11 protein-coding genes are annotated in these 13759 nt (G+C 66.0%); 6 read left to right on the top strand and 5 right to left on the bottom strand.

Features of this window, described 5'->3' with window-relative positions; translation table 11 throughout:
- Positions 1–217: 217 nt before the first annotated feature.
- Positions 218–865, bottom strand: coding sequence for an Rv1476 family membrane protein (locus tag AC3WTE_RS19245; RefSeq protein ID WP_492440002.1), 648 nt, complete (start codon positions 863–865; stop codon positions 218–220).
- 163 nt (positions 866–1028) lie between these two features.
- On the opposite strand from AC3WTE_RS19245, the gene acnA reads away from it, so the two are divergent.
- Both acnA and AC3WTE_RS19235 read left to right on the top strand, forming a co-directional pair.
- Positions 1029–3845 (top strand): aconitate hydratase AcnA, encoded by a 2817-nt coding sequence (gene acnA, locus AC3WTE_RS19240; RefSeq protein ID WP_492440000.1) that lies wholly within the window; start codon positions 1029–1031, stop codon positions 3843–3845.
- Positions 3846–3923: 78 nt separating this feature from the next.
- Positions 3924–4490, top strand: a complete 567-nt coding sequence (locus AC3WTE_RS19235) for a TetR/AcrR family transcriptional regulator (RefSeq protein WP_492439998.1) — start codon at positions 3924–3926, stop codon at positions 4488–4490.
- Here AC3WTE_RS19235 and speB read toward each other — a convergent pair whose 3' ends face one another.
- Complete coding sequence (gene speB / locus AC3WTE_RS19230) at positions 4491–5501, bottom strand: agmatinase (protein ID WP_492439996.1); 1011 nt, start codon at positions 5499–5501, stop codon at positions 4491–4493. It lies immediately after the preceding gene.
- An 88-nt stretch (positions 5502–5589) separates the two neighbouring features.
- Between speB and AC3WTE_RS19225 the strand changes: the two genes are divergently transcribed.
- Positions 5590–6186, top strand: coding sequence for a helix-turn-helix domain-containing protein (locus tag AC3WTE_RS19225; RefSeq protein WP_492439994.1), 597 nt, complete (start codon positions 5590–5592; stop codon positions 6184–6186).
- 6 nt (positions 6187–6192) lie between these two features.
- Here the strand turns inward: AC3WTE_RS19225 and AC3WTE_RS19220 are convergent, their stop codons facing one another.
- Entirely contained in the window at positions 6193–7596 is a 1404-nt protein-coding gene (locus AC3WTE_RS19220; RefSeq protein ID WP_492439992.1) for a purine-cytosine permease family protein, read from the bottom strand.
- Between the two features lie 219 nt (positions 7597–7815).
- Between AC3WTE_RS19220 and AC3WTE_RS19215 the strand changes: the two genes are divergently transcribed.
- The 3 genes from AC3WTE_RS19215 to AC3WTE_RS19205 are packed head-to-tail and all read left to right on the top strand — an operon-like array spanning position 7816 to position 11717.
- Positions 7816–9213 (top strand): amino acid permease, encoded by a 1398-nt coding sequence (locus AC3WTE_RS19215; protein WP_492439990.1) that lies wholly within the window; start codon positions 7816–7818, stop codon positions 9211–9213.
- The gene (locus tag AC3WTE_RS19210; protein ID WP_492439989.1) at positions 9214–10008 is read left to right on the top strand and encodes a carbon-nitrogen hydrolase family protein; all 795 of its coding nucleotides are present in this window, start codon (positions 9214–9216) and stop codon (positions 10006–10008) included.
- Positions 10005–11717 carry a flavin monoamine oxidase family protein gene (locus AC3WTE_RS19205; RefSeq protein ID WP_492439987.1) on the top strand — a complete coding sequence of 571 codons (1713 nt, stop codon included), beginning with the start codon at positions 10005–10007 and terminating at the stop codon, positions 11715–11717. Before AC3WTE_RS19210 ends, AC3WTE_RS19205 begins: the two co-directional genes overlap by 4 nt.
- 110 nt (positions 11718–11827) lie before the next feature.
- Here the strand turns inward: AC3WTE_RS19205 and AC3WTE_RS19200 are convergent, their stop codons facing one another.
- Positions 11828–12022, bottom strand: a complete 195-nt coding sequence (locus tag AC3WTE_RS19200) for a helix-turn-helix domain-containing protein (RefSeq protein WP_459370030.1) — start codon at positions 12020–12022, stop codon at positions 11828–11830.
- A 96-nt stretch (positions 12023–12118) separates the two neighbouring features.
- A complete protein-coding gene (locus AC3WTE_RS19195) occupies positions 12119–13744 on the bottom strand; it encodes an ABC-F family ATP-binding cassette domain-containing protein (protein ID WP_492439985.1) in 1626 nt (541 codons plus the stop codon).
- Positions 13745–13759: the final 15 nt, after the last annotated feature.

Below are 13759 nucleotides of genomic sequence, written 5' to 3'. Positions count from 1 at the left end.
CTCCAGCGCGCTGGTGCCCGCGTAAGGCAAAAGCGGGCTCGATCCGTTGGTCCCGTAAGTCGCAGAAATCACATTCATAACAACTACAACATGCGGTACCAACTGCACCGTACGTCACAGGTTGCACAAATGAAACGTTAGTAACAAACCACATCGGTGTAATTGAAAAAGGTGTGACCGAATAGTGATATTCGAATTCCCGGCGCTGCGCGCCCAGCTACTCCGTTGTGGTCTGGGCGGCATTCACCGGGGCGGCCGCGGCGACGGCTTTGCGGGCCCGGACCTGCAAGAAGCGGGTACCGACGGCAGCCGCTACCACGCCAAGGATGACCACCACAGTGAACGACGTCCACGGAAATATCGGCGTTTGGAGCTGGCTCACGAAATTCTTCGACGACTGCACGACACTCGGCGTCTTCGCCAGGTCCTGCCCGGCTTCCAGAAGCACGCGGTCATAGGTCGGGCTGACCGCGCCGGCGAAGCCAGGGCTGAGGGTCAACACCGTCGATTCCGGGTAGTGATGGCCGACGTCGGCGGCGATGTCACGCAACGGAGTGTCGATGCCCGGACTCGTCGGCAGCACCACGATCTTGAGATCGATGCCCTTGGCGTGGGCGTCGGCGACCACCTGGCGCAGGGCGGCGGCGTCCTTCGCGTCCGCGGCGGCCTGGTTCGCTTCCTGCGGCGTCGCCGGGGCCTTCGCCGGCGCGATGCCCGGCGCGCTCACCCCACCATCGCGCACCTGCGTGATGACCGTCGCCATACAGACGTCGACGGGGGTCTTGACCGGGTCCTGCCCGACCGTGGCGCAGACGTCCGGCGGAATGAATGCCGGGATGAACGGCGTCGCCGCAAAAGTGGTCACGGGGCAAACGGTACTGGAATTTCGACGAACTTCCGGACGGCACACCCGGAACCCGACAAGACTGTGGGAGGCGCCCCGAGGTGCCTACAGGACAAGCGTACTGTTAGGGTTGCAACGCGCCGCTGACACAGCCCGTCGCGGCGAGATCTAGCCGGGAGTTGATGTGAGCAGCAATTCATTTGGAGCCCGTGACACGCTCGTTGTCGGGGAAAACAGCTATGAGATTTTCCGCCTCGATGCGGTACCGGGTATCGAGAAGCTTCCCTACAGCCTGAAGGTGCTTGCGGAGAACCTGCTGCGCACCGAAGACGGCGCAAACATCACCAAAGATCACATCCTGGCGCTCGCCAACTGGGATCCCTCGGCCGAGCCGAGCATCGAGATCCAGTTCACCCCGGCCCGCGTGATCATGCAGGACTTCACCGGCGTGCCCTGCGTCGTCGACCTGGCCACCATGCGCGAGGCCGTCACCGCCCTCGGCGGCGACCCGAACAAGGTCAACCCGCTGTCGCCTGCCGAGATGGTCATCGACCACTCCGTCATCCTCGACGTGTTCGGCACCGCCGACGCCTATGAGAAGAACGTCGCCCTCGAGTACGAACGCAACTCCGAGCGTTACCAGTTCCTGCGCTGGGGCCAGGGCGCCTTCGACGACTTCAAGGTCGTCCCGCCCGGCACCGGCATCGTGCACCAGGTCAACATCGAGTACCTGGCCCGGACCGTGATGGTCCGTAACGGCCAGGCTTACCCGGATACGTGCGTCGGCACCGACAGCCACACCACCATGGAGAACGGCCTGGGCGTGCTGGGCTGGGGCGTCGGCGGTATCGAGGCCGAGGCCGCCATGCTGGGCCAGCCCGTCTCGATGCTGATCCCGCGCGTGGTCGGCTTCAAGCTGACCGGCGAGATCCAGCCGGGCGTCACCGCCACCGACGTGGTGCTGACCGTCACCGAGATGCTGCGTAAGCACGGCGTCGTCGGCAAGTTCGTCGAGTTCTACGGCAAGGGCGTCGCCGAGGTGCCGCTGGCCAACCGGGCCACCCTGGGCAACATGAGCCCCGAGTTCGGTTCGACCTGCGCGATCTTCCCGATCGACGAAGAGACCATCAACTACCTGCGTCTGACCGGCCGCACCGACGAGCAGCTGGCGCTGGTCGAGGCCTACGCCAAGACCCAGGGCATGTGGCACAACGCCGACCACGAGCCGGCCTTCTCCGAATACATCGAGCTGGACCTGTCGACCGTGGTGCCGTCCATCGCCGGCCCGAAGCGCCCGCAGGACCGAATCCTGTTGTCGGAGAGCAAGATCGCCTTCCGCAAGGACATCCACAACTACGTGGAGCAGCAGCACCCGGCGCCGCACACCAAGCTCGACGAGGCCATCGAGGAGTCGTTCCCGGCTTCGGACCCGGCCAAGCTCAGCTTTGCCGACGACGGTGCCGTCGACGTCCAGTCCGCCGCCAACGGCGCCGAGGGCCGCCCGAGCAAGCCGGTGCGGGTCAAGGGCGAGCGCGGCGAGTTCGTCCTCGACCACGGCGCCGTCGCGGTCGCGGGTATCACCTCCTGCACCAACACCTCCAACCCGTCGGTCATGATCGGTGCCGCGCTGCTGGCCCGCAACGCCGTCGAGAAGGGCCTGTCCAGCAAGCCGTGGGTCAAGACCAACATGGCCCCGGGCAGCCAGGTCGTCACCGACTACTACGAGAAGGCCGGCCTGTGGCCCTACCTGGAGAAGCTGGGCTTCTACCTGGGTGGCTACGGCTGCACCACGTGTATCGGTAACACCGGCCCACTGCCGGAGGAGATCTCCAAGGCCGTCAACGAAGAAGACCTGACGGTCACCGCGGTGCTGTCCGGTAACCGCAACTTCGAGGGCCGCATCTCCCCCGACGTCAAGATGAACTACCTGGCCTCGCCGCCGCTGGTCATCGCCTACGCCCTCGCCGGCACCATGGACTTCGACTTCGAGACAGACTCCCTGGGCAAGGACAACGACGGCAACGACGTCTTCCTGCGCGACATCTGGCCGTCGGCTCAGGAGATCGACGACACCATCAAGCGCTCGATCAGCCAGGACATGTTCCGCAAGTCCTACGCCGACGTGTTCAAGGGCGACGACAACTGGCGCAACCTGTCGACCCCGGACGGCGACACCTTCGCCTGGGACGAGTCCTCGACCTACGTCCGCAAGGCGCCGTACTTCGACGGCATGGAGATGGAGCCGGCGCCTGTCACGGACATCAAGGGCGCGCGCGTCATGGCCCTGCTCGGCGACTCGGTGACCACCGACCACATCAGCCCGGCCGGTCCGATCAAGCCCGGCACCCCGGCGGCCGACTACCTGGACGCACACGGTGTGGCCCGCAAGGACTACAACTCGCTGGGTAGCCGTCGCGGCAACCACGAGGTCATGGTCCGCGGCACCTTCGCCAACATCCGCCTGCAGAACCGGATCCTCGACACCATCGGCCTGGAGGGCACGCAGGGTGGCTACACCCGCGACTTCACCCAGGAGGGTGGCCCGAAGGAGTTCATCTACAACGCGTGCATGAACTACCAGAAGGCCGGCATCCCCCTGGTCGTGCTGGGCGGCAAGGAATACGGTTCGGGTAGCTCGCGGGACTGGGCCGCCAAGGGCACCACGCTGCTGGGCGTCAAGGCCGTCATCACCGAGTCGTTCGAGCGCATCCACCGGTCCAACCTGATCGGCATGGGCGTCATCCCGCTGCAGTTCCCGGCCGGTGAGAGCGCCAAGTCGCTGGGCCTGGACGGCACCGAGACCTTCGACATCACGGGTATCGAAGAGCTCAACGCCGGCAAGACGCCCAAGACCGTCCACGTGACCGCCACCAAGGAAGACGGGACCAAGGTCGAGTTCGATGCCGTGGTTCGCATCGACACGCCCGGTGAGGCCGACTACTACCGCAACGGCGGCATCCTGCAGTACGTGCTGCGGAACATGCTGCGTTCGGATAGCTAGTCCGATATCTGGCTGAAACGGTTGGGTGGCGTCCCGGACAACGGGGTGCCACCCAACCGCTCACCAGTAGGAGTTCTGGTGCCCAAAGTAAGTGACGACCACCTCGCCGCCCGCCGAGCGCAGATCCTCGACGGCGCCCGACGCTGCTTTTCCGAGTTCGGGTACGAGGGTGCGACCGTCCGGCTTCTCGAAGAAGCCACCGCGATGTCGCGCGGTGCGATCTTCCACCATTTCCGCGACAAGGACGCGCTGTTCTTCGCGCTCGCCGAAGAAGACGGTGAGCGCATGGCCGAGACCGTCGAGAAGGACGGCCTCGTCCAGGTGATGCGGAACATGCTCGCCAAACCCGAGAACTACCAATGGCTGGGCACCCGGCTCGAGATCGCCCGCCGGCTGCGCACCGACGCCGAGTTCCGCGCCGAGTGGCAGCAGCGCTACGAGGAACTCAACCAGGCCACCATCGCCCGCCTGGAGCGAAAGAAGGCCGCCGGCACGTTGCGTGACGACGTGCCCACCGAAGTGCTGCACATCTATCTCGACCTCGTGCTCGACGGCCTCATCTCGCGGCTCGCCTCGGGCCAGACCGGCGAAGACCTGGCCGCCGTGCTCGACATTGTCGAGGCGTCCGTTCGCCGCAAGCCCTAGTCAGCGGTTCGCGCTCATCACCGATAGCAGCTCGTAGCCGACATGCGCGGCCGCGATGCCCGTCATCTCCGCGTGGTCGTAGGCCGGCGACACCTCGACGATATCGGCGCCGACGATGTTGAGACCGGTGAGCGAACGCAGCGAGTGCAACAGTTCCCGCGATGTCAGGCCCCCGGCTTCCGGCGTGCCCGTGCCGGGCGCGTGCGCCGGGTCCAGCACGTCGATGTCGACCGAGACGTAGACCGGAGGACCGTTTTTCCCGTCGCTTCGCTCGCCCTGGCCCGCCAGCCGCTTGACCATCCGCTCACGCACGCTGGCCAGCCCGTCGACCTGGTAGTCGTCGGACCGGATCACCTGGAAGCCGAGGATCGCGTCGTCCTCGAGGTCCTGCTTGCTGTAGAGCGGGCCGCGGATACCCATGTGCAGCGAGCGCTCCATGTCGATGAGGCCCTCTTCGCTGGCCCGGCGGAACGGCGTGCCATGCGTGTACGCCGCGCCGAAGTAGGTGTCCCAGGTGTCCAGGTGGGCGTCGAAATGCAGTACGGCGATAGGGCCGTGGTCGCGGTGCAGTGAGCGCAGGATGGGCAGGGCGATGGTGTGGTCGCCGCCGAGCGTCAGCACAGCGCTGCCGTCCTTGCGCAGCGCGGTCACCTCGGAGTCGATGGTCTCGATCGCCTCGTTGATGTTGAACGGATTGACCCCGATGTCGCCGGCGTCGGCCACCTGCTGATTGGCGAACGGCGACACGTCGAGTGCCTGGTTGTACGGCCGCAGCAGCTTCGAGGCCGCGCGGATGTGGCCGGGACCGAAGCGCGCACCCGGGCGGTAGGAGACGCCGGTGTCGAACGGGACACCCAGAATCGTCACATCCGGTGACGCGATTTGATCCAGGCGCGGGACGCGGGCGAACGTCGCCGGTTCGGCATAGCGCGGAAAGCGGCTGGCGTCGACCTGGCCGACGATCTCGCGGCCGTCGGGTGCGGTGGTCGTGATGTACCGGTCGAAGCTCATCGGTTCTCCCAAGTCGTGGCGTGTGGCTTGGGTCTCATTGTTTCCCGCAGTAGAATTATTGTCAACCTTTGTTTCCTAGGAGGAAATCGTGGGCGGTTCCCCGGCAACGCAACTGACGATCGCCGCACGGTTGAAGGCCGCGCGCAGCGCCAAGCGCATGACTCTCGACGAACTCGCCGTCGCCAGTGGCGTGACCAAGGGCTACCTGTCGAAGGTCGAGCGCGGCCAGTCCAACGCGTCCGTCGCCGCGCTCATCCGGATCTGCGACGCACTGGAGCTGCAGGTCGGCTCGCTCTTCGACGCAACCCCCGTCGGCGAGGTGGTCCGCGCCGGCGAGTACCCGCCCATCGAATTCGGCGGCACCAAGATGAGCGAGTTCCAGCTGACCCCGACGGGCGAGCGGCGCTTCCAGGTCCTGCTGAGCGACATCGAACCTGGCGGCGGCAGCGGCACCGACACGTACTCCCTACCGGCCGAGGTGGAGTTCGCCATGGTCATCGAGGGCCGACTGCACATCGATTTCATCGAGGGCAACGGCAGCCGCATCACCCTCGACCGAGGCGATGCGCTGACCTTCGAGGCCGATCGCCCGCATGCCTTCCACGCCGATGCGCGGGCCGGCGCGAAGGTGTTGTGGGTACTGACCCCGGCCCTGGCACACCGGCGTCTGGCCGAGGCCGAGTAACCGCCGTCAGGCGGCGGCGAGTTCCTGACGGCTACGTCGGGCAGCGGCATGCTCGCCGCTCAGATCGACGCCGCGCGTCAGGACGTAGTACGCCAGACCCGACACCGCCAACCCGACGATGAACGAGATATCTACTCCCCCAAGCATCTTGGCGATGGCACCCGCGTAGAACGTCAGCGAGACGAACGGCACCATCGACGCCATGCCCAGAAAGTACGCGGTCAGTCCACGCCACGACCAGCGGCCGTAGATCCCGTCCGGCCGGAAGATGTCGACAATCGAGTAGTGCCCGTGCCGGACGAAATAGAAGTCCACCAGATTGACTGCGGTCCACGGGATCAGGAAGTACAGCATGAGCAGCACGAAGACGTTGAACGACTCGAGGTAGCCCTCGGGCAGCGACAACGCGACGACGAACGCGACGAACGACGTGAGCGCGATGCCGATGACGCGCAACCGCACGGTCGGGGTGACCGGCCGGAAGGCATCGAGGGCACTCATGCTCGTCAGGCTCGCGCCGTACGCGTTGACGGACATGATCGTCACCAGCGCCACCGAAGCCACCACGACCGTGAAAGTGCCGAAGCCGGGCAGCAATTGGTTGCCGACGGCCCGGATCGAGGCGATCGCGTCCGGCGTCGGCAGTGCCGACGCGAGCACCGCGCCCAGCGACATCAGCCACACCGACGAGCCGGCGGCGCCCAGGTACGTCCACCAGATGACGTGCTTGGCCGAGGTGTTCTCGGGCAGGTACCGCGAATAGTCGGACACGTACACCGCGTACGAAATCTGATAGCCGGCCGCTGCGGCGAACTGCATGAGGAACACCGTCAGCGAGAACGTGCCGCCGTCAGGAACCGCGGCGTTCAGGTGCAACGTCGACAACGCATAGACGGTGAGGACACCGAACACGACGATCAGCAGATACGTCAGCCACCGCTGCACGACCATCATCAGGTCGAACCCGACGACAGCGATGACGATCGCCGCCACCATCAACCCGAGGTACCAGAGCCAGTTGGGGCCGGTGAACACCGTCTTGAAGCCCGAGGTCGCCAGGATCGTGTTGAAGACGTTGAAGCCGATGTACACGAAGATCACGGCGACGAACGGGACGAGGACGCCGCGCGAACCGAACTGGGCGCGCGACTGAATCATCTGCGGCAGGCCCATCGTGGGGCCCTGGTTGGCGTGGAAACACATGAAGAGCGTCCCGAAGCAGGCACCCGCGACCGCGGCCAGCACCGACCACCCGGCCGACAAGCCGTTGGCCGGCCCGAGGAAGCCCGTGACCATCGTGGTCAACACGAAGTTCCCGGTGAACCAGAACGGCGCCTGATGGTGCACCTTGCCCCTGCGTTCGGCGGTCGGGATCCAGTCGATGGACCGGGTCTCGATTGCTCCTGCCATGGCCATCCCCTTCGATGTGGCTCAGATCACTGCTCCACAGGCTAGGCACCACAGACGGCAAAGGCAACCATTGTTTCCTAAGTCACTCCCCGTGTTGACAGATCGGAGTGACGTACCGCACCCTGTTACGCGAGTCACAAATCTCGTGGCGCGCCCTCCTCTTCACGGAGCTCTCCCTTGGCCATCATCCAGGCCCCACGGCCAGGCATTCTGCGCGCCATGAGCGCACAAAAGTCGGTTGACGACATCGTCGCTGCGAACGAAACCACCGACGGTCCCAACCTCAAACGGTCGATGGGATTCGTCCATCTGACCGCCCTGTCGATCGGCGCGACGCTCGGCACCGGCATCTTCGTCATTCTCGGTGCCGCCGTGCCGAAAGCCGGTCCCGCGGTCCTGCTCTCGTTCATCCTCGCCGCCGTCACCGCACTGTTCTCGGCTCTGTCCTACGCCGAACTCGCCGGCACCATCCCGGTGTCCGGAAGCTCGTACTCCTACGCCTACGCCACCATGGGTGAATTCTGGGCCTGGGTATGCGGCTGGTGCCTGATGCTCGAGTACGGCGTGTCGGTTGCGGCCGTCGCCGTCGGCTGGGGCGGCTACATCAACACGCTGCTGCAGCAGCTCCTCGGCATCGAACTCCCCGCGGTCATCACGGCCGCGCCCGGCGAAGGTGGCTACATCAACCTGCCGAGCATCGCGATCGTCGTCCTCGTGTCGATCCTGCTGCTCAAAGGTGCGTCCGAGTCCGCGGTCGTCAACACCGTGATGGTCGTCCTGAAATGCGTTGTGCTGGTGTTCTTCTGCGCGGTCGCCTTCACCGCTTTCAAGGCCGGTAACCTCGCCCGGTTCATGCCACTGGGCTTCATGGGGGTCTCCGCCGCGGCATCGCAGGTGTTCTTCTCCTACATCGGTTTCGACGCGGCGTCCACCGCGGGCAACGAAGCCAAGGACCCCAGGCGCGACCTGCCGCGGGCCATCATGGCCTCGCTGGTGATCGTCACCGTCCTGTACCTCGCGGTGGCGCTGGCCGCGCTCGGCGCGATGAGCTGGACGAAGTTCAGCGCCGACGAGAGCGCCACTCTGGCCGACGTACTCAGCGGCATCACCAGCAGCAGCGTGCCCGCCGTCATCCTGTCCATCGGTGCCGTCATCGCCATCGCGAGCGTGGTGCTCGCCGTCCAGTACGGGCAGACCCGCATCCTGTACACCATGGCCGTCGACGGCCTGGTGCCCGCGATATTCGCGAAGGTCAGCCCCAAGACCAACGTGCCGACGTGGAACATCGTCATCTGCGGCGTCGTGGTCTCGCTGCTGGCCGGCTTTGTGTCGCTGGGTGAACTCGCCAACGCCACCTCGATCGGCTGCCTGTTCGCCTTCGCCCTGGTCAACATCGCCGTCATCATCCTGCGGCGGACCCGGCCGGACCTCGACCGCACGTTCCGGTTGCGGCTGTTCCCCGTCGCACCGGTGCTGGGCTTTCTGTTCTGCTGCTACCTGATGTGGGCGCTGCCCATCGCGACGTGGATCGCGTTCGGCATCTGGGGCGCTCTCGGCCTCGCGGTCTACTTCGGCTACAGCATCAAGAAATCCAAGCTGCGAGTGGACACTGCATAAATGATCACCGTCGGCATGTTCCAAGGTCCCCAGGAATCCGGGACCGTCGCCGAGAACCTCACCGCCATCGCGTCGGCGGCCAGACGGGCGGCCGAAGCCGGCTGCCGGATCGTCATCACCCCCGAGATGTCCGCAACCGGTTACAACATCGGCACCGCGCTCGCCGAGCGCGCCGAGCCCGCCGACGGCCCGATCTTCCGGGCGGTCCAGCAGATTGCGCGCGACACCGGAGTCGCCGTGGTCTACGGCTATCCCGAAGCGACAACGGGTCATCCGTACAACAGCGTCCAGGTCGTCGACCGCGGCGGCGAATCGCTGGCCAACTACCGCAAGACCCATCTGTACGGCTTCGACCGCGACTTCTTCATCCCGGGATCGCAGTGGGTCACGCAGTTCGAGCTCGATGGCGTCACCTGCGGACTGCTGATCTGCTACGACATCGAATTCCCCGAGAACGCCCGCGCCCACGCCGACGCCGGCACCCAGTGGCTCGTCGTCCCCACCGGACTCATGGAGCCGTGGAGTTTCGTTGCGACGCACATCGTTCCGGCACGTGCCTACGAAAGCCAGCTGTTTCTGTCGTACGTCAACCGCACGGGCTTCGAGAACGGCCTCGAGTACTGCGGACTGAGTTGCACCATCGCGCCCGACGCGACCGAACTGAGTCGCGGTGGCCGCACCGAGGAACTCCTCGTCACTCACATCGATCCCAGCGCGGTCGCCGCGTCCCGCGCAGTCAACACTCATCTCAGCGATCGCCGCCGAGACCTCTACCAGGAGAACCAGACCCGATGACGGTCCCCCAGCCCATCGCAGAAACCCAGCTGTCCGACGAGCCGGCAGCCAAGCCGATAACGATGTTCGGACCGGACTTCCCATTCGCCTACGACGACTATGTGTCCTGCCCCGAGGGCCTCGGCTCCATCCCCGCCGACCGCCACGGCACCGAGGTCGCGATCGTCGGCGCGGGCTGCGCCGGCCTCACCGCCGCCTACGAACTCATGAAAATGGGCCTCAAACCCGTTGTCTACGAAGCGGATCAGATCGGCGGCCGCATGCGGTCCGTCCCGTTCGAGCACGCCCCCGACGCGGTGGCCGAAATGGGTGCCATGCGGTTCCCGCCCACCTCGACGGCGCTCTACCGATACTTCGACAAGGTCGGTATCGAAACGTTCGAGTTCCCCAACCCGCTGTCGGTCGCGGCGCCCAGCACCGTCGTCGATCTCAAGGGCAAGACGTACTACGCCGAGAAACTCGCCGACCTGCCGCACGCCTTCACCGCTGTCGCCGACGCCTGGCGCAAGACGCTCGAGGACGGCGCCGATCTGCACGCGATCCAGCACGCCATCCGCGAGCGCGACACCCAGGCGCTGAAGTCGGCGTGGGACAAGCTCGTTCGTGAACTCGACGACGAGACGTTCTGGGGCTTCCTGACCAAGTCGCACCACTTCAAGTCCTTCGAGCTGCGCGAGATCTTCGGCAAGGTCGGCTTCGGCACCGGCGGCTGGGACACCGACTACCCGAGCTCGATGCTGGAAATCCTGCGCGTCGTACTCACCGAGGCCGACGACAACCACCGCGGCGTCGTGGGCGGTTCCCAGCAGCTCCCCCTGCGCCTGTGGCAGCGCTCCCCGCAGCGCCTCGCCCACTGGCCCGCCGGCACGTCGCTCGAATCACTGCACGGTGGCCGGACCCGGGGCGCCGTCACCGACATCCGGCGTACGCATCCGAACCGCTACACCATCACCGACGCCGACGGGCAGACCCGTACCTACGACGCCGTCATCGTCACCGCCCAATCGTGGATGCTGCTAAACAACATTCGCTGCGATGACGACCTGTTCCCGCCGAACGTGTGGTCGGCCATCGAGCAGACGCACTACATGGGTTCGTCGAAAGTGTTCGTCCTGGTCGACCGCCCGTTCTGGAAGGACAAGGACGCCCAGGGCCGCGACGCCATGTCGATGACACTGACCGACCGGATGAGCCGCGGCACCTATCTGCTGGATCAGGGGCTCGACGCGGGCGGAAACGAGAAGCCCGCCGTCATCTGCCTGTCTTACACCTGGGAGGACGACTCCCGGAAGATCGTGCCGCTGAACGCGACCGAGCGTATGGACCTCATGCTCAAGTCACTCCAGGCGATCTACCCGAACGTCGACATCCGCAGCCACATCATCGAGACGCCGAAGACGGTGTCGTGGGAGACCGAGCGCAACTTCATGGGTGCGTTCAAAGCGAATCTGCCGGGCCACTACCGCTACCAGGAGACGCTCTACACCCACTTCATGCAGCGCGACCTCGACGCGCGTCATCGCGGCATCTACCTGGCGGGCGACGACATCTCGTGGACGGCGGGGTGGGCCGAGGGTGCGATCACCACAGCGCTCAACGCCGTGTGGGCCGTGATGGACCAGCTCGGCGGGTTGACGTCCCCGACGAATCCCGGGCCGGGCGATGTCTTCGACCTGATCGCCCCGGTCCGGTTGACCGACGAAATCTAGCGCCGGCCAACGGTTTATCACCCGCGGCGCCGTCTTGTGCGCACCCATGCACGCACAAGATGGCTCCGCGAATGTCCGTTCGCGCCGAAAAATGCTGAGCTGCAGGATGTTCAGGCGATTTTGCGGCTGCGGTGATTCGGGCCGCCACGGCTGCGCAGTACCGCGCCCGACTGCACCAGCATGCTGTGCACCGAACCGTAGGATTTGCCAGACGTGGCCACCAATGACCTGATGCTGGCGCCGTTTTCGTAGGCGTTGCGCAGCTGGGTCATCATCTGGTCGCGAGATGCCTTGGATTGCCTCATCGCCGGTCCCCTGACTCTCCCCCGGCGGTTTGCCGGGCTGACAGGATTCAGCGTAAGAACAGCAGTCGCTCGGCGCGGGCGATTCGGTGAATCAGGTCACGCCAATTCGATGAGATCGCGATAGGTGTCCGACCAGAAGTCCTCGGTGGCATCCGGCAACAGCAGCACTCGCTGCGGGTTGAGCGCTTCGGCTGCCCCCGGATCGTGTGTCACGAGCACCACCGAACCCGCGTAACTGCGCAGCGCGTCGAGCACCTGCTCGCGCGACGCCGGGTCCAGGTTGTTGGTCGGTTCATCGAGCAGCAGCACATTGGCGGTCGAGGCGACCAGCCCCGCGAGAGCCAGACGGGTCTTCTCACCACCGGACAGCGTGCCGGCGGGCTGGTCCAATTGCGGACCGGTGAACATGAACGCACCCAACAGGCCGCGCAGATCCTGCTCGCCCGTGTCCGGGGCGGCATGCCGGATGTTCTCCCACACCGTCGCCGCGTTGTCGAGGGTGTCGTGCTCCTGCGCGAAGTACCCGATCTTGAGGCCGTAGCCCGGTTCGATGCCGCCGGCGTCGGCGGTCTCCACGCCCGCCAGCAGGCGCAGCAGCGTCGTCTTACCGGCGCCGTTGAGGCCCAGCACGACGACGCGCGAACCGCGGTCGATCGCGAGGTCCACGCCGGTGAAGATCTCGAGCGACCCGTAGGTCTTGGTCAGACCCTTGACGATCAGCGGGGTCTTGCCGCACGGCGCCGGGGTCGGGAACTTGATCTTGGCGACCTTGTCGGCCACCCGCTCGGCATCGAGCTCGGCGATCATGCGCTCGGCGCGGCGCAACATATTCTGTGCCGCAACGGCTTTGGTGGCCTTGGCGCCCATCTTGGCGGCCTGCGCGCGCAGCGCGCCGGCCTTCTTCTCGGCGTTGGCACGCTCGCGACGGCGGCGCTGCTCGTCGGTGGCGCGCGCGTCGAGGTACTTCTGCCAGCCCATGTTGTAGACGTCGGCTTCGCCGCGCACGGCATCCAGGAACCACACCCGGTTCACCACATCGGCGAGGAGTTCGACGTCGTGGCTGATCACCACGAGGCCGCCGGTGTGGCTCTGCAGGAAGCCCCGCAGCCAGCCGATGGAGTCGGCATCGAGGTGGTTGGTCGGCTCGTCCAGCAGCAGCGTGGTGTCGGAGCCGGAACCCTCAGAGGCGGCGAACAGGATGCGGGCCAGTTCGATACGGCGACGCTGACCACCGGACAGGGTCCGCAACGGCTGGGTCAGCACCCGGTCCGGCAGGCCCAAGCTGGCGCAGATGCGGCCGGCATCGCTCTCGGCGGCATACCCGCCCAGGGCCGAAAACCGCTCCTCCAGAACGCCGTACCGGCGCACGGCCTTGTCGCGGGCGGCCTCGTCCACCACCTCGGCCATGATGGCCTGCTGCTTCTCGAGGTCCGCAAGCAGGGTGTCCAGTCCGCGGGCCGAGAGCACCCGATCGCGGGCCAGGACGTCCAGATCGCCTTCCTTCGGATCCTGTGGCAGGTAACCGATTTCACCGATGCGCTCGACCGTGCCCGCATAGGGCTGGCTTTCACCGGCCAGGATGCGCAGCGTGGTGGTCTTGCCGGCACCGTTGCGCCCGACCAGGCCGATGCGGTCCCCCGGCTGGATGCGCAGCGCGGAACCTTCGAAGGCCAGCAGCGTGCGCGCTCCGGCGCGGACCTCCAGGTCCGTTGCGGTGATCACGCTGCTGCCTCCTTG

The sequence above is a fragment of the Mycobacterium sp. FW102-FHT13B02 genome (assembly GCF_058790275.1).
This window is presented reverse-complemented; position numbering and strand designations above follow the sequence as displayed.

Excerpts from the sequence above, each read along its gene's own strand:
- AC3WTE_RS19220 (WP_492439992.1), bottom strand. The coding sequence starts at position 7,596 with ATGGCAGGAGCAATCGAGACCCGGTCCATCGACTGGATCCCGACCGCC.
- AC3WTE_RS19210 (WP_492439989.1), top strand. The coding sequence starts at position 9,214 with ATGATCACCGTCGGCATGTTCCAAGGTCCCCAGGAATCCGGGACCGTC.
- AC3WTE_RS19200 (WP_459370030.1), bottom strand. The coding sequence starts at position 12,022 with ATGAGGCAATCCAAGGCATCTCGCGACCAGATGATGACCCAGCTGCGC.
- AC3WTE_RS19205 (WP_492439987.1), top strand. The coding sequence starts at position 10,005 with ATGACGGTCCCCCAGCCCATCGCAGAAACCCAGCTGTCCGACGAGCCG.
- speB (WP_492439996.1), bottom strand. The coding sequence starts at position 5,501 with ATGAGCTTCGACCGGTACATCACGACCACCGCACCCGACGGCCGCGAG.
- AC3WTE_RS19215 (WP_492439990.1), top strand. The coding sequence starts at position 7,816 with ATGAGCGCACAAAAGTCGGTTGACGACATCGTCGCTGCGAACGAAACC.